Genomic DNA, 19,047 nt, shown 5'->3' with positions numbered 1-19,047 from the left:
TTCCGCTACCGCTATGAATATGTGGACGAAGATAACAGCAAGGAAGATGCAAAAGCCTCCACCCTGAAATCCAGGGTGACCTGGAGCTCAGCCAGTTACAACGGTTTTTCCGGTCTGCTGGAAGTCGATGATGTCAGCCAGATCGGCAGCGAACAATACGGCACGCCTTCAAACCACAAGGGAACACAGTACTCCACTGTCGCCGATCCGGACGGTACCGATATCAACCAAGCTTTCCTAAAATACACAGGCGACGCCTTTACTGGCACCGCCGGCCGCCAGCGCATCAACCACGCCGGACAGCGCTTTGTCGGCGGGGTGGGCTGGCGCCAGAATGAACAGACCTACGACTCCTTCCGCCTGGAACTGCCCGTCGGACCGGTGAAGGTGGACTACAGCTACATCTGGGATGTAAACCGCATTTTCGGACCCGATACCGGCGGTGCCCAACCGCGCCGTTATGACTCTGACTCCCATGCCCTGTATGCGTCATTCTCCCCGGCTGCCGGCCACACCATCGGCGTCTACGCCTACCTGCTGGACTTCGACAATGCCGTGGAAAATGTCTCGGGCAACTCCTCTGAAACCTACGGGGTGGACTATAACGGCGCCTTTGGTCCCGTCACTGTCGCCGCCTCCGCCGCCACCCAGAGCGATTACAAAGACAACCCCGTCGACTACGATGCCGAATACTACATGCTCGAACTCGGCACCAAGGTAAAAGGCGTTGGGCTCGGCGTCGGCTACGAACTGCTGGGCAGCGATGACGGCATCAAGGGGTTCAGCACACCGCTGGCCACCCTGCACAAGTTCCAGGGCTGGGCGGACCTGTTCCTGGTGACCCCCGCTGACGGCATCGAAGATGTCTACGTGAAAATGACCGGTAATGTGGCTGGGGTTGCCCTGGCCGCTTTCTACCACGACTTCTCCTCGGATGAAGGCAGTACCGACTACGGCGAGGAATTCGATGCCGTGGCCAGCTACGCCATCAACAAGAACCTGTCGGTAGAACTGAAGTACGCCATGTACGACGCCGATGAGTTTGGTGTTGATACCGATAAAGTCTGGTTTAGCGTGAACTTCAGCTTCTGATCCTCATGACCTGCTGATCGACATGTTGCACTGGAGGATGATTCAGGGTCGGAGTATCATCAACGACCCTGGGTCATTTTCCTGTTGTCACATCTCCCATGTCCAAATACCCCTTAAGCTGGTTGCATTAATCATGTCATCCAGCAAAGACCCCATTCGCATCATGCTGGTGGACGACCATTCCGAGCGGTCCGCCAGTGTCGAGGAAAAGCTGACAGCCTCCGGCTTCGAGGTAATCTGTCGGCTGCCCTCAGCCTCCGGCCTGCTGTTCCAGATTGAGCAATTGCAGCCCGACCTGGTGCTCATCGACCTGCAATCTCCCGGTCGCGATGTGCTGGAAAGCCTCTCCGTGGTCAACCACTACAACCCCAAGCCGGTGGTGATGTTTTCCGATGAAGACGACCCGGCGTTCATTGAGGAAGCGGTTGACGCAGGCGTTACCGCCTACATGATGGAAGAACTCAACCCCCAGCGCGTCAAACCCGTCATTGATTTGGCCATCGCCCAGTTCAAATCCTACCAATCCCTGCGCCAGGCGCTTGACGATGCCCGCACCAAACTGGCCAGCCACTCGGTGGTCGAAGAGGCCAAGCAATTGCTGATGGCCCAACATGGCATCAGCGAGGACAAGGCCCATAAAACCCTGCGCACGCTGTCCATGGATACCAACCAGACTCTGCCAGAGGCCGCCCGTTCAGTCATAAAAATACTGGGAAAAAGCAGTGGTAACGGAAACAACCATGACTAAGATCAACCCCAAGTCACTGCCCGGCGCAGAGCGGCAGCACCTCAACCTCGGCTACATGCGACTGAGCGACAGCGCACCCTTGATTGTCGCCCAGGAGCTCGGCATCTACAGCAAGTACGGACTCGATGTCAGCCTGCACCGGGAAGTGTCCTGGGCCAATATTCGCGACAAATTAATCGCCGGCAACTTTGATGCCGTACAGATGCTGGCCCCCATGCCGCTGGTAATTACCCTGGGTGCAACCGGCATCCGCGCGCCCATTGTTACCGGGTTGGTGCTGTCCCTGAACGGCAACGGCATCACCCTGGCCCCGCCGCTGTGGGAGCGAATGGCTGAACTCTCCGGGCAGCCGCTGCAGACAAACGACCCGCTGGCCACCGCCAGGGCCTTTGCCGCCGCGCTGCGTGAAAATGGCAAAAACCAGGTGATGACCCTGGCGACGGTACACCTGTTCTCCACCCACACCCTGCTGTTGAGAATGTGGCTGAAAGCCGGCGGCCTCGACCCCGATCGCGATGTGCGGATTATTGTATTGCCGCCCGAGCAGATGGTGGACAGTCTCGCCCAGGGCGTTATCGATGGTTTCTGTGTCGGTGAGCCCTGGAACAGCATTGCCGTCGACTATGGTGTCGGCGTTCTGGCCAGTACCGGATTCGATGTCTGGAACAATGCGCCGGAAAAAGTCCTGGGGGTGCTGGAGGACTGGCATACCCGCAATCCGGCCACCCACCTGCGGCTGCGACTGGCCCTGATGGAAGCCTGCCAGTGGCTGGCCAATATGGATAACCGCGAACCCATCATCGAAATGATGTCCCGCAAGGAGTACCTCGACCTGCCGGCCAACTACCTGCGGCCCTCCATGACCGGACAGATCACCCATGATCGCGGCGCCCAGCCCCGCCTGCAAGCCAATTTCCACGTCTTTTCCCGCTACAACGCCGGGTTTCCCTGGCGCTCCCAGGCAGAGCTTATCCTGCACCAATGTGAACCGCTGCTCGGCAAGGTATTTGATGCCAACCGCATCGCCTCCATTACCCAGCAGTGTTTCCGCACCGATTTGTATCGGGAAACGGCCCGCCTGCTGGACCTGCCGACCCCGGACAAGGACTACAAAACCGAGGGCAGCCACCCTCAGCCTTTTTATTTTAGCGAGGAAATCGAGCTCGGCAGTGACCTGATGCTGTGCCCGTAAGGCTCCCCCCCCCTCCCCCTAAAAAACTGAGCCGGACAGCGATCCCCGGCAACTCAGCAATGGCTGTCAACCGACCAGCGATCTGCTGTCATGCCGGCATAACCGGTTACCACCAAAGAGGTATTATCACTACCATCAAAGTCGCACAATTTTGGCGCACACCCCCACGGTTCCGCCTGACAACCTGCACCATCAGCTGACAAGTCGACCCAGGATATACTCCGGATACCCCCTATTCACGGCCAAAACGCGATTGGCACGCTAATTGTATATACCTTGGTAACAGTGCAATGTCATATTGGTCCCCGCCAATATAACGGGCAACGAAGCCCACCTACACCCGTGTGTAGGCGGGCTTTTTTTATGCGTGATTACTAACCACGAGGAATCGGTTCTATGAATGCCGCACAGCGATACAACAAGGCTAACAAAACGCCATCACTGTTCAAAACCGTCCTGGCCGTTTGCGGCCTGACCCTGGCAACTTTCGCCCAAGCAGAAGTGGGCGAGCCGGAAAAAGACGAGTTGAAATTTGGCTTTATCAAACTCACCGATATGGCGCCCATCGCGGTGGCCTATGAAAAAGGCTATTTCGAAGACGAGGGTCTTTACGTCACTGTCGAAGCCCAGGCCAACTGGAAAGTGCTGCTGGATGGCGTTATCGATGGCAAGCTTGACGGCGCCCACATGCTGGCCGGCCAACCGCTGGCCGCCACCATCGGTTTTGGCACCAAAGCCGACATCGTCACCCCTTTCAGCATGGATTTGAACGGTAACGGCATCACCGTTTCCAACGAAATCTGGGAAATGATGAAAGAACATATCCCCATGGAAAACGGCAAGCCCGTTCACCCCATCAAGGCCGATTCCCTGAAGCCGGTGGTGGAGAAAATGCGCGCCGAGGGCAAGCCCTTCAAAATGGGCATGGTGTTCCCGGTATCCACCCACAACTACGAGTTGCGCTACTGGCTGGCAGCGGGTGGCATTCACCCCGGCTACTACGCCCCCCACAAGGGTGACACCAGCGGCCTGATCAACGCCGAGGCACTGCTGTCCGTGACCCCGCCGCCGCAAATGCCGGCCACCCTGGAAGCGGGCACCATCTACGGCTACTGCGTGGGTGAACCCTGGAACCAGCAGGCGGTATTCAAGGGCATCGGCGTGCCGGTGATCACCGATTACGAAATCTGGAAAAACAATCCGGAAAAAGTGTTCGGCATGACCAAGGAATTCACCGAGAAGTATCCAAACACCACCATTCGTGTGGTCAAGGCCCTGCTGCGCGCGGCCAAATGGCTGGATGAAAACAACAACGCCAACCGTCCGGAAGCGGTCAAAATCCTCTCCCGTCCGGAATATGTCGGTGCCGATTACGATGTGATCGCCAACAGCATGACCGGTACCTTTGAATATGAAAAAGGTGACAAGCGCGAAGTACCCGACTTCAACGTGTTCTTCCGCCACTACGCCACCTACCCCTACTACTCCGACGCGGTCTGGTATCTGACCCAGATGCGCCGCTGGGGCCAGATCTCCGAGAAGAAATCCGACGACTGGTATTTCGACATGGCGAAGAAAGTCTATCGCCCGGATATCTACGCCATCGCGGCGAAAGAGCTGATTGCTGACGGCGTCATGACCGCGGCGGACTTCCCCGATCTCGACAAAGAGAGCGGCTTCCGCGCACCGCAGAGCGAGTTCATCGACGGTGTGACCTACGATGGCAAGCAACCCAATGCCTACCTGGAAAAGCTCACCATCGGTTTGAAAGACGAAACTTTGTAATGGCTTGAATGTTGCAGCCTTTTCTGCAAAGCCAACCACATCCGGCAGGGCAACCTGCCGGATCCCAACACCCAGGATAGATGTCATGACTGAAATCGCGGCCATATTCAGAAATGAGCAGGGGAAAATGCTGTTTGCCCCCTCACAACTGATCCTCCTACTCCGTCACCTCGGCAAGGCGGTTACCCTGCCGCTGGCCGGCATAGTGATATTCCTGATGCTGTGGCAAGGCGTTGCCAACAACATCATTACCTCGCTGGGGCAATTTCCCGGTCCGGTTCAGGTCTGGGAACAGTCCAAGAACCTGGTGGCCGAACACCGGCGCGAGCGCGAAAAAGAAGCCGCCTTTTACCAGCGCCAGGAAGAACGCAACGCCAAGAAACTGGCCCGGAATCCCGATGCGGAGGTGAAAATTCGCCCCTATACCGGCAAGGCCACCTTCTTTGACCAGATTCTCACCAGTCTCTACACCGTTTCCTTTGGCTTTGTGGTGGCCTCCATCATCGCCATTCCACTGGGCATCGCCTGTGGCCTCAGCGAGAAGGTCTACCAGTCGGTCAACCCGATTATCCAGACCTTCAAACCGGTCTCACCGCTGGCCTGGCTGCCACTGGTGACCATGCTGGTGTCCGCACTCTATGTCAGCGACGAGCCGATGTTCGAAAAAGCCTTCCTGACCTCGGCCTTCACGGTGACCCTCTGCTGCCTGTGGCCCACGGTAATCAACACCACCGTCGGCGTCACCAGCATTGACCGGGACCTGATCAACGTCAGCCGGGTGTTGCAATTGCCCTCATTGGTGCATGTGCGCACCATTGTGATCCCTTCCGCCATCCCGATGATCTTTACCGGACTCAGATTATCGTTAGCCACCGGCTGGATGGTGCTGATCGCCGCCGAAATGCTGGCCCAGAACCCCGGCCTCGGCAAATTCATCTGGGACGAGTTCCAGAATGGCTCGTCCGATTCCCTGGGCCGCATCATGGTCGCGGTACTGGCCATCGGCCTGATCGGCTTCTCCCTGGACCGACTGATGCTGGCGGTACAGCGCCGTATCACTTGGGACAAACAGGCCATCCTCCGCTAACTGCAAGGTATTCCGTCAAGGAGCACGTTATGAAAAACAGCTATCTGGAAATCAGCCATGTGGGTATCGAATTTCCCACTGATGACAAGCCGTTCCGGGCCTTGCAGGCGGTCGATATTTCCATTGACCAGGGCGAGTTTATCTCCCTGATCGGCCATTCCGGCTGCGGCAAATCCACGGTACTGAACATCGTCGCCGGCCTTTACGAGGCCACCGAGGGCGGTGTGATCCTCGAGGGCCGGGAAGTCGACAAACCCGGCCCCGATCGCGCCGTGGTCTTCCAGAACCACGCCCTGCTGCCCTGGCTCACCGTCTACCAGAACGTGGAGTTGGCAGTAAAACGCGTATTCAAGAAAACCAAGAGCAAGGCGGAAATGCACGACTGGATCGAGCACAACCTGTCGCTGGTACACATGGACCACGCCCTGCACAAACTGCCGGGGGAAATCTCCGGCGGCATGAAGCAGCGCGTCGGTATCGCCCGCTGCCTGGCCATGCAGCCCAAGGTGCTGCTGATGGACGAACCCTTTGGCGCCCTCGACGCCCTCACCCGCGCCCACCTGCAGGACTCCCTGATGGAGATCCAGACCAGCCTGGGCAACACCGTGATCATGATTACCCACGATGTGGACGAGGCGGTGCTGCTGTCTGATCGCATCGTGATGATGACCAACGGCCCCGCCGCCACCGTCGGCGAAATCCTCGAGGTCAAGCTGGCCCGCCCCAGGGATCGTCTGGCACTGGCGGAGGATGCAGAGTTCATCCACTACCGCCAGCAGGTACTGCGCTTCCTCTACGAAAAGCAGAAAAACCCGGCGGCAGAAAAAGAGGCGAAAGCAGCGGCCAAGCTAGCCGCAGATGCGACTCCGGAAACTGACACCAGCGCAAAATCCGAAGCGGCCTGAGCATGACTGACTCCCTTGCCATCATCGGTACCGGCATGGCCGGCGCCAGACTCGCTGAATCCCTGGTGGCCGAAGGCTACCGGGGCGCGATCACCATGATCGGCGAGGAGCGGGTCAACCCCTACAACCGCATCCAGCTCTCCTCCGTGCTGGCCGGCGATAAAACCCTGGACGGGCTGCCCCTGCTCAGTGAGGACTGGTATCGCGCAAACCGTATTCAACTGCACTGCGGCGATCCCGTGGTGGCACTGGACGCTGCCGAGCGTGAGGTCGTTACCGCGTCGGGATGGCGGCAGCAGTTTGACCGCATTGTTATCGCCACCGGCTCCCGACCCTACATTCCGGCCATTCACGGCAACAACCTGCCCGGCGTGATGGCGTTCCGCACCCTGGACGACATCGCCATCATGCAAAGCTTTGCCGAACAGGGTGAGCGGGCGCTGGTGGTGGGAGGCGGCCTGCTCGGGCTGGAGGCCGCCTACGGCCTCAACCAGCTCGGCCTGGATGTCACCGTGGTACACAACAGCGACACCCTGATGAACCGGCAGCTGGATCGCCGCGCCGCCAGGCTGTTGCAGCAGAGCCTGGAGGGACGCGGTATCCGCATTCTCACCGGCGTTCGCTCCGCAGCGGTTACCGGTACGGAAAGGGCTGGCGGTCTACAGCTTGAGGATGGCCGGTGGCTGGCGGGTGAACTGATCGTGTTCGCCACCGGCATCACCCCGAATGTCGAGGTGTTCGACGGCAGCGGACTGGAGATCAACCGCGGCATTGTGGTCGACGACCAGATGCGCACCTCCGCAGCCGGTATCTACGCCCTTGGCGAATGCGCCGAGCACAACGGCATCACCGTCGGCATCGTCGCGCCCATCTGGGATCAGGCCAGCGTGCTCACGGAAACCCTGCTGGGCCGGCCCGCTCGCTATCACCCGCGGGAACATTCCACCCAGCTGAAGGTGTCCGGCATCGACGTCTTTTCCGCCGGCAACCTGAAAACCGATCAACACAGCCGCGACATCCTGGTCAGCGATCCCCTGGCGGGGGTCTATCGGCGACTGGTGATTCGCGACAACCGTTTACAGGCGGCACTGCTGTTTGGCGACAAAAGCCAGTGCAGCCAATACGAGGCCCTGATTGGCAGCGGCCAGCTGCTCGGCGCCCATGAAAACCAACTGATGTTCGGTGCAGCGCTGTCCTGACAGGCCGTTGCCGGACGCAAGTCATAGACCTGAAATCTCGCTGGGGACATGCAGATGTTACATGTTGTCGCAATCAAAAACGGAAAGCCGGACCACTGCTGCGTGGCGCCACCGGCCCGTTGCGGAGTCGCCGCCGGGGCCACTGCCCGGAGCCTGGAAAATGAGGCTGTCTCCGCGCCCGTCTACCCCAGCGAAATGGTCGGCAACCGGCTAATCCTTACTCTCTGATCCCGAAGATCGGCGCAAACCATGACTGAGCAGTGCACAAAAATGGACACCACCTGCCCCTACTGCGGGGTCGGCTGCGGGGTGACTGCGAAACTGAAAGATGATCGGATCATCGCCGTATCCGGCGCCAAAACACACCCCGCCAACCTCGGGGCCCTCTGTGTCAAGGGCTCGGCACTCCACGAAACCATGGGCGATCACGGCCGCCTGCTCCATCCCAGCATAGCGGGCGAGCGGGTGGACTGGCCCACCGCCATCGACACCGTGGCGAGCAAACTCACCGAGATTCGCGATACCTACGGCCCCAATGCCATCGCCTTCTACCTGTCCGGGCAACTGCTCACCGAAGACTATTACGTGGCCAACAAACTGGCCAAGGGATTCCTCGGCACCGGCAATGTGGACACCAACTCCCGGCTCTGTATGTCGTCGGCGGTGGCCAGCTACAAGCGCGCCTTCGGCGGCGACGCGGTGCCCTGCAGCTATGAGGACCTGGAAAACTGCGACCTGCTGGTGTTGGTCGGCTCCAACGCTGCCTGGACCCACCCGGTGCTGTACCGGCGCATGATGGTGGCCAAACAGACCAACCCCGCCATGAAAGTGGTAGTGATCGACCCGCGCCGCACCGCCACCTGCGACATCGCCGACCTGCACCTGGCCATTGCCCCCGGTTCCGACGGCTTCCTGTTTATGGGCCTGCTGGCCTGGCTGCACGAGCGGGGGTTCACCGATACAGGCTATATCGACCAGTTTACCGAGGGGTTTGAACGGGCCATCGCCGCCGCCAAACAATTTTCATTCAGCGAAACCGCGACGCAATTGGGCATCGACGAGCACAGCCTCGAAACCTTCTACCGCTGGTTTGCCGAGACCGCCAAAACCGTCAGCTTCTATTCCCAGGGCATCAACCAGTCGTCCTCCGGCACCGACAAGGGCAACGCCATCATCAACTGTCATCTGGCCACCGGCCGGATCGGCAAGCTGGGCGCGGGGCCCTTCTCCATCACCGGGCAACCCAATGCCATGGGCGGTCGCGAAGTGGGCGGTCTGGCCAATCAACTGGCGGCCCATATGGATTACAGCCCCGAGAACCTGCAAACCGTCGGGGAATTCTGGGGCACCGGGCAACTCAGCCAGCAGCCGGGCCTGAAAGCAGTGGACCTGTTTGACGCGGTGGCCGATGGCACCGTCAAGGCGATCTGGATCATGGGCACCAACCCGGTGGTCAGCCTGCCCAACGCCGACAGGGTCAGGGCGGCGCTGGAGGCCTGTGACACGGTGATCGTCTCCGACTGTATTGGCCGTACCGACACCACCGCCACCGCCAACATCCTGTTGCCGACCACCAGCTGGGGCGAAAAATGCGGCACCGTCACCAACTCCGAGCGGCGTATTTCCCGCCAGTGGGCGATGGTGACGCCCCCGGGCGAGGCCCGGCACGACTGGTGGATATTGACCCAGGTCGCAGCCAAACTGGGCTTTGGCGAGGCATTTCCCTATCAGCATCCACGGGATGTATTCGTCGAGCACGCGGCCCTCAGCGGTTTTCGCAACAACGGCAAACGGGCTTTCGATATCAGCGCCCTCAGCACCCTGACCCGACAGCAGTACGATGACCTGAAACCCGTGCAGTGGCCCGTCAACGGGGAACACCCCAACGGCACGGCGCGACTGTTCGGCGACGGGCGTTTTGTGACGCCCAGCGGCAAGGCGCAGTTCATTGCGGTGCAACCCAGGGGACCGGTTCAATTCCTGTCAGAGGACTACCCTTTCGCCCTCAATACCGGGCGGGTGCGCGACCAGTGGCACACCATGACCCGCACGGCGCGCGCCCAGCGCCTGCTCAACCACATCGACGCGCCCTTCGTGCTGATACACCCGAACGCTGCCGAAGAGCAAGGGCTGACGGAAGGTGAGCTCGCCGAAGTCAGCACCCGCCACGGCGCGGTGCAGGTCCGGGTAACGCTGGATGCAGGCATGGGACTCAACCAGTTATTTGTACCGATACACTGGAGCGACCGGTACGCCAGCAAAGCCCGTGTCGGCGCCCTGCTGGCCCCGATCACCGATCCCCATTCCGGGCAGCCGGAATTCAAGTTCAATCCGGCGTCGATCCGCAAAATCGAGACACCCCTGTGGGCCAGCCTGGTCAGTGACAGTCCGCTGGACTGCAGCGGCTTTATCAACTGGACCCTGACGCCGCTGGCCGACAACCGGGGGTATTGCTACCGGGTCGCCACCGCCGGGAATTTCGACTGGCCGGACTTTTTGCGCCAGCACGGTGAGGATGTGCAGGGCTGCGCCCATTTCTGCGACAGCGAGCAGGGCGACGAGCGCTTTGTCTGTTATCGGGGGACGCGGGTCAGGCTGGCTATTTTCTGTCACCGGGATCAACATGCGCTGCCCTCGACCGACTGGCTGAAAGAGCTGCTCGGCAAGGAAATCGACCCTTCTCCCTGGCAACTGCTGGCGGGACGAAACATGGCCCAGGCCGACAAGGGGCGGCTGATCTGCTCCTGTTTCGAGGTGGGCGATAAACAGATTGTTCAGGCCATCGCGGCCGGGGCCTGTTCCGTCAAACAGCTGGGCGAACAACTCAAATGCGGCACCAACTGTGGCTCCTGTCTTCCGGAGCTGAATCATTTGGTCAATCAGACCCTGAAATCCGACGCCGCATAGGCAACAGGGCGTACTAACAATAAGACCTGTGGCACTTGTCGTCCCCCAGTGCAATCCGACTATGGACGCTTCTCCCCATAGTCGGGTTGCACCAGGGGGGTTTTTTTACACGACAATCGCCGACGAGACGACGCTCGGGGTATCGAGTTTGTCGATCAGGGAATAGCGAAAAGGGGATTGGACTGGATTCTGGTGGCTTCCCCTGCCAGCCACACCCCGGCACACGATGTCACCGCTACCGTTGCTCCCTTCCGGGCCTGGCGGGGTTCGCAGCTGATCATTGCGAGGGGACCAACAGGGGTCACCATAAAGAAATGCCTATCGGCCATGCCGATAAGGGTGGGCATTATGGTCGCTTCGATAACGTATTTCAACCGCAATCCGGGCTGGCGTCGGCCACCGACCTTGCCTAACATAGGGCGCTGGCCCCCCGGACTGTTCACTGCATGAAGGCACCCCTGAAAAGCACCCTCCTTATCCTCCTGTGCGGCCTGTTGTGGGCCTGCAGCGGCGGTGAAAGCAACGTCACCACCGGCAACCGCGACGGCATCCTGCATCTGGGCAATGGCACCGATCCCCAGGAACTCGATCCCCATATCGTCACCGGCGTACCGGAACACAAGATTCTCACCGCCCTGCTGGAAGGGCTGGTACTGAAAGACCCCGCCACCCTCGAGCCCATCCCCGGTGTCGCCGAGCGCTGGGAGGTCAGTGACGACGGCAAACACTACCGCTTTTACCTGCGCCACAACGCCCGCTGGTCCAACGGCGACCCGGTCACCGCCGGGGATTTCGCCTGGTCCTGGTGGCGCGCCCTGCAACCGGCCCTGGGCAACCAGTACGCCTATATGCTGTTTGTCATCAAGGGTGCCGAAGCCTATTACAAAGGCAGTATCAAAGACTTTGAGCGGGTCGGTATCCACGTCATTGATGACTATACCCTGGAGGTGGAACTGGCCAACCCGACGCCCTACTTCCTGCAACTGCTGGATCACTACAGCTACTTCCCCGTACACCGGGCCACCATTGAGAAGTTCGGCGGCGCCGACGAGCGCGGCAGCCAGTGGACCCGCCCCGGCAACTTCGTCGGCAACGGCCCCTACAACCTCAGCGAGTGGCGGCTGTTCAAGCGGGTGGTGGTGAGCAAAAACCCCTATTACTGGGATGCCGACAAGGTCACCATTAACGCCATTCACTTCCACCCCACGGAAAACGTCACCACCGAGGAGCGCATGTTCCGCTCCGGGCAGTTGCACCGCACCGCCAGCATTCCCATCGACAAGGTGGCAAGCTACCGCAAGCATCATCCGGAACTGCTCTACACCCAGGCCTACCTCGGCAACTATTTCTACCGCTTCAACACCAGGGTGCCACAGCTCAGCGACAAACGGGTGCGCCGGGCGCTGGCCATGAGCATCGACCGCGACGCCATCGTCAAACAGGTCACCAAGGGCAATGAGCTGCCCGCCTACACCTTCACCCCGCCGGACACCCTCGGTTACACCGCGCCGGACGGCTTCCGCTACGACCCGGACAAGGCGCGGCAACTGCTGGCGGAGGCGGGCTATCCCGGTGGCAAGGGCTTCCCGGTCACCGAGTTGCTGTACAACACCTCCGAGGGCCACCGCAAGATCGCCGTGGCCATCCAGCAGATGTGGTACGAACAGCTGGGCATCAAGATCGTGCTCAACAACCAGGACTGGAAGGTGTACCTGAACTCCGTGGAAAACGGCGACTACGCCATCGCCCGCGCCGGCTGGATCGGCGATTACGTCGATCCCAACACCTTTCTCGACATGTGGGTCAGCGGCGGCGGCAACAACCTCACCGGCTGGGCCAACACCCGCTACGACCAGCTGATTCTCAAACTGGCCCCCGAGGCCTCGGACCCGGCAGAGCGCTACCGGCTGATGCAGGAGGCGGAGGCGCTGCTGCTGGAGGATATGCCGCTGATACCCATTTACATCTACACCAGCAAAAACCTGGTGCACCCGAGCCTCAAGGGGCTGCAACCCAACCTGCTGGATTACAGCCTCTACAAACGGCTGCACCTGGATGCCAGCTTCAGCGGCGAGGTGATTCACTGATGTCGCGTTTTATCCTCAGCCGCCTGTTGCAGGCCATTCCGGTATTGCTGGTGGTGATTACCGCCACCTTTTTCCTGGTGCGCGCCGCCCCCGGCGGCCCGTTCAGCGCCGAGAAGACCGTGCCCCCGGAAGTGGTCAAGGCGCTGGAAGCCCGCTACAAGCTGGACCAGCCCATGTGGCAGCAGTACCTCAGTTACCTCGACGACCTGGTGCACGGCGAGTTCGGCCCCTCGTTCCGCTACCCCGGCCGCTCGGTCAACGAACTGATTCTCGGCGGCCTGCCCACCACCGCCGAGCTGGCCTTTTACGCCATGCTGGTGGCGATCCTGATCGGCGCCTGCGCCGGAGTGATGGCGGCACTCAAGCCCAACACCCCCCAGGACTACATCCCCATGTCCGCCGCCATGCTCGGCATCTGTATGCCGTCGTTCCTGATGGGGCCGTTATTGGTACTGATCTTTGGCGTCTGGCTGGAGTGGCTGCCGGTGTCCGGCTGGGGCGACCTGCCCGGCGACAAGATCCTCCCCGCCATCACCCTCGGCACCGGCTACGCCGCCTACATCGCCCGCCTCAGTCGCGGCGGCATGTTGGAAGTGATGTCCCAGGACTACATCCGCACCGCCCGCGCCAAGGGCCTGCCGGAGTGGGTGGTAGTGCTGAAACACGGCCTGCGCGGCGGCCTGATCCCCGTGGTGGCCTTTCTCGGCCCCGCCTTTGCCGGACTGTTGAGCGGCTCCTTCGTGGTGGAAACCATCTTCCAAATTCCCGGCCTCGGCCGCTTCTACGTGCAGGCCGCCTTTAACCGCGACTACACCATGATTCTCGGCACCACGGTGTTCTTCGCCGCCCTGATCGTACTGTTCAATTTACTGTCCGATATCGTCGCGGTGTGGATCAACCCGAAATTGCGACACCAGTTGCGGGAGGGCCACTAATGACTGAATCCGTCGCCATTACCGACCTCGCCGACGCCGAACAAGGCACCTCCCTGTGGAAGGACGCCTGGGTGCGGCTGCGCAAGAATCACCTGGCGCTGTTCGGCCTCGGGGTGATGCTGTTCCTTTGCGTTATCGCCCTGCTGACCCCGTGGATCGCCCCCTACGGCTACGAGACCCAGAACCTGCAACTGGGCGCGTCGCCGCCCTCTGCGGAACACTGGCTCGGCACCGACATCTTCGGCCGCGACATGCTCACCCGCATCATGTACGGCAGCCGGGTCTCCCTGGCGGTGGGTTTTATCGCCACCGCGGTGGCGCTGCTGATCGGCGTGCTCTACGGCACCGTGGCGGGGTTTGCCGGCGGCCGGGTGGACGCGGTGATGATGCGGCTGGTGGATATTCTCTACGCCCTGCCCTTTATGATCTTTATCGTGCTGCTGATGGTGGTGTTCGGTCGCAATATCCTGCTGCTGTTCCTGGCCATCGGCGCGGTGGAATGGCTGACCATGGCGCGCATCGTGCGCGGTCAGGTGCAATCCCTGCGCCGCCAGGAATTCATCGAGGCGGCCATCTCCCTGGGGCTGTCCCGCTGGACCATTATCCGCCGCCACCTGATCCCCAACACATTGGGGCCGGTGATCGTCTACACCACCCTGACCATCCCCAGCGTGATGCTGCTGGAGGCCTTTCTCAGCTTTCTGGGCCTCGGCATCCAGCCGCCCCAGAGTTCCTGGGGACTGCTGATTTCCTACGGGGTGGAGACCATGGAGGAATACCCCTGGTTATTGATCTTCCCGGGCCTGACCCTGTCCATCACATTGTTTGCCCTGAACTTTCTCGGCGATGGGTTAAGGGATGCGCTGGACCCCAGGGCGTCGAAGGATTGAGTTGGAATGACAAAGGTCGAAATGGTTACCAAAAAAGCCGAGCTGCCATTTTTGGCAAAAGGCATAGACGTGAACTGCTATGAGATCAAATAGAATAGATTTGACTCACCGCGTGGTACATCTTGTTCGTGCTGAAACTGATGAGCAGGCACTGGAGGTACTATTTCAGATTGCATATGATGAATTCTTGAGTGGCACTAATCGAGCTGTAATTGGTGGAAGCCGTGTTATCTGCTTCTCTGAAGCACCCGAGTCAGAGTTTATCAAAGAGAAATATCACTTCCGTCCTTTTGGTGTGTCGGTAAGCAAAAAATGGCTGTTCAATCAAAATGGACGGCCTGTAATTTATCAGCCAAAAAGTGAGCATTGTTTTATCGATCCATCAATGCACTGGAAAATAGTTTCGTATAGTCCCACCGAGGATGAATGGGTCGACTGGTCTTGGCAAAGAGAATGGAGAATTCAAGCCGATCGGCTGGAATTGCCAAGTGATGAAGCAGTGTTTCTAGTACCTAGCGAAGCATGGAAAGAAAAACTAGAGGGCCTATATATACAAGAAGAGGAATATAGAGCTATGTGTGAATCTCTTTGTCTTGACTTGTACCCATACCCACCAAGAGATTTCCCATACCCTGTTCAAGTGCTTGAAAATGTTAAAGAGTGAAGTTTTTCGGGTAACTTACCCTCTTCGCTCTTAGTTTACGTAGCTGTAGGCGTTACTAGGAAAGGGCATAGACAACCATATGGAGTACTTAAAATTTTTTCTACCGTTCATCGGGGCAGTGATTGCTTGGCTTGCAAACGAATGGCGAAAGAGATGTTGGGAAGAATACCAACGAAAAGAAGCTAGGTACCAAGAACTAATAAAGTCTCTGAAAGGTTTCTATCTCTCAAGTTGGAGTCCAGAAGAAAGTAAAGCCCATAAAAACCATTTTATTGATCAGCTAAATTTGTGCTGGATGTATTGTCCGGATGATGTAATTCAAAAGGCTTACGCATTTATAGATACTGTTAACAGTGATCAAGTGTTTTCAAACGAAGCCAAAGAGAGGGCACTCGGAGAATTCATACTGGCTATTCGCAACGACCTAATCAACCGGAAGACTCTCTCAAAGACTTTGTTAAAGCCGGAGGATTTCCAAATATTAACATCCACATAATGAGTCGTTTTCTGGAACACACACGGAAAAATATGGAAACTCAGCAAGCATTAAAATTACTAACGGGCATTCAAGCTGAAATTGAATTATCTCCAGGTATTGTGAGAACTGACGATTTTGCTGGACTTCGTGCTGTCGATGCGAAGGTCAACGAAACTAGAATGATTCTTAATGGTGTCATCGGGTTACCAGATTCGCTAATTAGCTCTATGGAATCAAATTCTAATTTTGAAGCCAATAGCCGTAGAGTTCGACTTGAAACCCTGGCTGAATATATCAGAAGCGCCATCAAGTTCTTAAAAGCCGGAGGAGTAACTAAGCCGAAGAAACAAATCATTGCTCCCCCAGACTACAGTAAGATCACCCAAATAATGCCTGGGCTAGAGTCTGTGATTGATAGCCGATGGAGAGAGGCTCAAAAGTGTCAGCACGTACAAGCTTATACAGGTGCAATAATTCTAATGGGGAGCGTGTTAGAAGCACTCCTTTTGTGCAGGGCAACCACATCTCCAGATAAAGCTTATCAATCTTCCAAGGCACCAAAGGATAAGCAGGGAAAAACACCCGCTATTCAGGATTGGAACCTACATTCTCTTATTGAAGTGGCAGTTGACTGTGGTTGGCTAAAGACTGATCGAGGTAAGTTTAGCCATGCACTTCGTGAATCAAGGAATGTTGTGCACCCATGGGTACATGTTACTACCCATGCAAATTTTGATGAAGCAACATGCGTAACTTCATGGGAAGTGCTGAAAGCTTCCGTGCAAGACATGCTTGATTCAGCAGAAAAAAGTTAACAACGACATCAATCATGGACTGACCTACAGCCAGGATAGCGCAAGAAATTTTTTAATAAGGCTTGAGAATATAAAATGCCACTACTGACCGTTACCGACCTCACCACCCACTTCCATACCCGCGCCGGGGTGGTCAAGGCCGTGGACGGCGTCAGTTTTTCCGTGGACCAGGGCCAGACCCTGGCCATTGTCGGCGAGTCCGGTTCCGGCAAGTCGGTGGCCTGTTACAGCCTGCTGAAGCTGATTCCGCAACCACCCGGCAAGATCGAGTCGGGCAGCGCGCTGTTCGATGGCCGCGATCTGCTGGGTCTGAGCGAGAAGCAGCTGCGCAAGGTGCGCGGCAACGATATCGCCATTATCTTCCAGGACCCGATGACCTCCCTGAACCCCTACCTCACCGTGGGCGAACAGTTGATCGAGCCACTGCTCTATCACCGGGATATGGCGCGCCAGCAGGCGTTGCAGCGCGCCGTTGAGATTCTCGGCGAAGTGGGCATTGTCGAGCCGGAAAAGCGCATCCACAGCTACCCCCACGAGTTTTCCGGCGGCATGCGCCAGCGGGTGATGATCGCCATGGCGCTGATCGCCGAACCGAAGCTGCTGATCTGCGACGAGCCCACCACGGCGCTGGATGTCACCATTCAGGCGCAGATTCTCAAGCTGATTCGCGAGCTGCAACAGCGCCGCAATATCGCGGTGATTTTCATCACCCACGATCTGGCGGTGGTGGCCGATATCGCCGACACCGTGGCGGTGATGAAGGAAGGCAGGATTGTCGAACAGGGCTCGGTGGACGCTATTTTTAACCACACCCAGCACGACTACACCAAGAAGCTGCTGGCCTCGATTCCCAAGGGCGCCAAGCCCATCCCCGCCCGCATTGAAGAGCAACCGCTTCTGAGCCTGCGGGGACTGACCACGACGTTTCGGGATCACAGTGGCAGCCCCTGGGGGCACCCCAAGGTGGTCACGGCGGTGGATGAGGTTTCACTGGAGATCCAACACGGGGAAATTCTCGGGCTGGTGGGGGAATCCGGCTCCGGCAAGTCCACCCTGGGGCGCTCCATCCTCGGTCTGGTGCCGGTCAGTAGTGGCAGCGTAGTATTTGACGGTATCGACCTGACCAAATTGTCCGGCAAGCAAATGACACCCTTGCGCCGCCGCATGCAGATGATCTTCCAGGACCCCTACGCCTCCCTGAATCCGCGCATGACGGTGTTCGATGCCCTGGCGGAGCCGCTGCTCTACCACCGCCTCGCCACCCGCAAGACGGTCACCAGGGAAGTGCTGGCACTAATGGACGACGTGGGCTTGGCGCGGGCGTCGATCCGCAAGTACCCCCACGAATTCTCCGGCGGCCAGCGCCAGCGCATCGCCGTGGGCCGCGCCATCGCCACCAAACCGGAACTGGTGATCGCCGACGAGCCGGTGTCGGCCCTGGATGTGACCATTCAGGCACAGATTCTCAAGCTGATTTTGCAGTTGGTGGAAAAGCACAACCTGACCATGCTGTTTATTTCCCACGACCTGTCGGTGGTGCGCTACATGTCGGACCGCATCGCGGTGATGCACCACGGCAAGCTGGTGGAAACCGGCGACACCGAAACCCTGTTCGCCCGGCCCCACCACGACTACACCCGCCAGCTGCTCAGCGCCATTCCGCTGCTGGACGGCCCGCTGGCCGCGACGGTCTAAGCAGCGCGACGATCTTAGCAGCGCCGCTTAATCCGCCAGACTCAATCCGCCAGACTCAATCCGCCAGGCTCAATCTGCCAGGCTCAATCCGCTAGATAGTATTCCACGGTGGACACCACCCGCACATTCATCAGGTGGGGGTTGTTGATATCCCGGGGGCTGATACTGAACTGTCCCTGGGTCGCCCGCTTGATCTTGCCCAGGCGACTCTGGGAATCCCCGGCGAATTTCTCCGCCACCTCGCGGGCCTTGCGGGTGGCCTCCTCGATCATCTCGGGCTTGACCTCGTTGAGGCGGGTAAACAGGTACTGGGGCTGGCTCTGGTAATTGCCCCCGGTCAGGGCGATGCCCTGCTTGCCCAGTTCGGAGAGGGAACCCATCACCCCGCGCACCTTGTCCACCTGACGGGAGTAAACGGTAACCGTTTGCTGGGCGGTATAGCGAAATTCGGCGCGCACATTACTGTCGAAATCCCGGGCGGATTTGTCGGTAATGGTGGCCATGGCGACGGTGATTTCCTCTTCACTCAGGCCCTTGGCCAGCAGGAACTGGCGGATCTTGTCCGCAC

Annotated in this window: 15 protein-coding genes and 1 other RNA gene; 14 read left to right on the top strand and 2 right to left on the bottom strand. The window is 58.7% G+C overall.

Features of this window, described 5'->3' with window-relative positions; translation table 11 throughout:
* From ABY948_RS05195 to ABY948_RS05160, 8 genes are all read left to right on the top strand, one after another.
* Window positions 1–1,092, top strand: a 1,092-nt coding sequence (locus tag ABY948_RS05195; RefSeq protein ID WP_461481451.1) for an alginate export family protein, incomplete at its 5' end; no start/stop codon positions are given.
* 133 nt (window positions 1,093–1,225) lie between these two features.
* A complete protein-coding gene (locus ABY948_RS05190; protein WP_461481450.1) occupies window positions 1,226–1,840 on the top strand; it encodes an ANTAR domain-containing response regulator in 615 nt (204 codons plus the stop codon).
* Window positions 1,833–3,032 (top strand): CmpA/NrtA family ABC transporter substrate-binding protein, encoded by a 1,200-nt coding sequence (locus ABY948_RS05185; protein ID WP_461481449.1) that lies wholly within the window; start codon window positions 1,833–1,835, stop codon window positions 3,030–3,032. The genes ABY948_RS05190 and ABY948_RS05185 overlap by 8 nt, the downstream gene beginning before the upstream one ends.
* Before the next feature lie 396 nt (window positions 3,033–3,428).
* Window positions 3,429–4,817 (top strand): CmpA/NrtA family ABC transporter substrate-binding protein, encoded by a 1,389-nt coding sequence (locus ABY948_RS05180; protein WP_461481448.1) that lies wholly within the window; start codon window positions 3,429–3,431, stop codon window positions 4,815–4,817.
* A 127-nt stretch (window positions 4,818–4,944) separates the two neighbouring features.
* A complete protein-coding gene (locus tag ABY948_RS05175; RefSeq protein ID WP_461481452.1) occupies window positions 4,945–5,904 on the top strand; it encodes an ABC transporter permease in 960 nt (319 codons plus the stop codon).
* 29 nt (window positions 5,905–5,933) lie between these two features.
* On the top strand, window positions 5,934–6,809 hold the full coding sequence (locus ABY948_RS05170; protein ID WP_461481447.1) for an ABC transporter ATP-binding protein: 876 nt from the start codon (window positions 5,934–5,936) through the stop codon (window positions 6,807–6,809).
* Window positions 6,810–6,811: 2 nt separating this feature from the next.
* Window positions 6,812–8,008 carry an NAD(P)/FAD-dependent oxidoreductase gene (locus ABY948_RS05165; RefSeq protein ID WP_461481446.1) on the top strand — a complete coding sequence of 399 codons (1,197 nt, stop codon included), beginning with the start codon at window positions 6,812–6,814 and terminating at the stop codon, window positions 8,006–8,008.
* A 270-nt stretch (window positions 8,009–8,278) separates the two neighbouring features.
* Window positions 8,279–10,915 (top strand): nitrate reductase, encoded by a 2,637-nt coding sequence (locus ABY948_RS05160; RefSeq protein WP_461481445.1) that lies wholly within the window; start codon window positions 8,279–8,281, stop codon window positions 10,913–10,915.
* Window positions 10,916–11,115: 200 nt separating this feature from the next.
* Here ABY948_RS05160 and ffs read toward each other — a convergent pair.
* Window positions 11,116–11,212: signal recognition particle sRNA small type (ffs, locus tag ABY948_RS05155), an RNA gene on the bottom strand.
* A 149-nt stretch (window positions 11,213–11,361) separates the two neighbouring features.
* Here ffs and ABY948_RS05150 point away from each other — a divergent pair.
* The 6 genes from ABY948_RS05150 to ABY948_RS05125 all read left to right on the top strand — a co-directional run bounded on the left by ABY948_RS05150 (window position 11,362) and on the right by ABY948_RS05125 (window position 18,479).
* Complete coding sequence (locus ABY948_RS05150; protein WP_461481444.1) at window positions 11,362–13,002, top strand: peptide ABC transporter substrate-binding protein; 1,641 nt, start codon at window positions 11,362–11,364, stop codon at window positions 13,000–13,002.
* A complete protein-coding gene (locus tag ABY948_RS05145; RefSeq protein WP_461481443.1) occupies window positions 13,002–13,937 on the top strand; it encodes an ABC transporter permease in 936 nt (311 codons plus the stop codon). Before ABY948_RS05150 ends, ABY948_RS05145 begins: the two co-directional genes overlap by 1 nt.
* Window positions 13,937–14,827 carry an ABC transporter permease gene (locus ABY948_RS05140; RefSeq protein WP_461481442.1) on the top strand — a complete coding sequence of 297 codons (891 nt, stop codon included), beginning with the start codon at window positions 13,937–13,939 and terminating at the stop codon, window positions 14,825–14,827. The genes ABY948_RS05145 and ABY948_RS05140 overlap by 1 nt, the downstream gene beginning before the upstream one ends.
* Window positions 14,828–14,906: 79 nt before the next feature.
* Window positions 14,907–15,491 carry a hypothetical protein gene (locus ABY948_RS05135; protein WP_461481441.1) on the top strand — a complete coding sequence of 195 codons (585 nt, stop codon included), beginning with the start codon at window positions 14,907–14,909 and terminating at the stop codon, window positions 15,489–15,491.
* A gap of 495 nt (window positions 15,492–15,986) precedes the next feature.
* Window positions 15,987–16,784: a hypothetical protein gene (locus tag ABY948_RS05130; RefSeq protein WP_461481440.1), complete on the top strand. Its 798-nt coding sequence runs from the start codon at window positions 15,987–15,989 to the stop codon at window positions 16,782–16,784.
* A gap of 75 nt (window positions 16,785–16,859) precedes the next feature.
* Window positions 16,860–18,479 carry an ABC transporter ATP-binding protein gene (locus tag ABY948_RS05125; RefSeq protein WP_461481439.1) on the top strand — a complete coding sequence of 540 codons (1,620 nt, stop codon included), beginning with the start codon at window positions 16,860–16,862 and terminating at the stop codon, window positions 18,477–18,479.
* An 83-nt stretch (window positions 18,480–18,562) separates the two neighbouring features.
* Here ABY948_RS05125 and ABY948_RS05120 read toward each other — a convergent pair.
* On the bottom strand, window positions 18,563–19,047 hold a 485-nt coding region (locus ABY948_RS05120), incomplete at its 5' end, for an SIMPL domain-containing protein (protein ID WP_461481438.1).

It is taken from the genome of Porticoccus sp. (assembly GCF_041592135.1).
In the GTDB taxonomy this organism is placed as follows: Bacteria; Pseudomonadota; Gammaproteobacteria; order Pseudomonadales; family Porticoccaceae; genus Porticoccus.
The sequence above is the reverse complement of the archived record's forward strand: the minus strand, read 5'-3'. Positions and strand labels throughout refer to the sequence as shown.

Excerpts from the sequence above, each read along its gene's own strand:
- ABY948_RS05190 (WP_461481450.1), top strand. The coding sequence starts at position 1,226 with ATGTCATCCAGCAAAGACCCCATTCGCATCATGCTGGTGGACGACCAT.
- ABY948_RS05185 (WP_461481449.1), top strand. The coding sequence starts at position 1,833 with ATGACTAAGATCAACCCCAAGTCACTGCCCGGCGCAGAGCGGCAGCAC.
- ABY948_RS05180 (WP_461481448.1), top strand. The coding sequence starts at position 3,429 with ATGAATGCCGCACAGCGATACAACAAGGCTAACAAAACGCCATCACTG.
- ABY948_RS05175 (WP_461481452.1), top strand. The coding sequence starts at position 4,945 with ATGCTGTTTGCCCCCTCACAACTGATCCTCCTACTCCGTCACCTCGGC.
- ABY948_RS05170 (WP_461481447.1), top strand. The coding sequence starts at position 5,934 with ATGAAAAACAGCTATCTGGAAATCAGCCATGTGGGTATCGAATTTCCC.
- ABY948_RS05165 (WP_461481446.1), top strand. The coding sequence starts at position 6,812 with ATGACTGACTCCCTTGCCATCATCGGTACCGGCATGGCCGGCGCCAGA.
- ABY948_RS05160 (WP_461481445.1), top strand. The coding sequence starts at position 8,279 with ATGGACACCACCTGCCCCTACTGCGGGGTCGGCTGCGGGGTGACTGCG.
- ABY948_RS05150 (WP_461481444.1), top strand. The coding sequence starts at position 11,362 with ATGAAGGCACCCCTGAAAAGCACCCTCCTTATCCTCCTGTGCGGCCTG.
- ABY948_RS05145 (WP_461481443.1), top strand. The coding sequence starts at position 13,002 with ATGTCGCGTTTTATCCTCAGCCGCCTGTTGCAGGCCATTCCGGTATTG.
- ABY948_RS05140 (WP_461481442.1), top strand. The coding sequence starts at position 13,937 with ATGACTGAATCCGTCGCCATTACCGACCTCGCCGACGCCGAACAAGGC.
- ABY948_RS05135 (WP_461481441.1), top strand. The coding sequence starts at position 14,907 with ATGAGATCAAATAGAATAGATTTGACTCACCGCGTGGTACATCTTGTT.
- ABY948_RS05130 (WP_461481440.1), top strand. The coding sequence starts at position 15,987 with ATGAGTCGTTTTCTGGAACACACACGGAAAAATATGGAAACTCAGCAA.
- ABY948_RS05125 (WP_461481439.1), top strand. The coding sequence starts at position 16,860 with ATGCCACTACTGACCGTTACCGACCTCACCACCCACTTCCATACCCGC.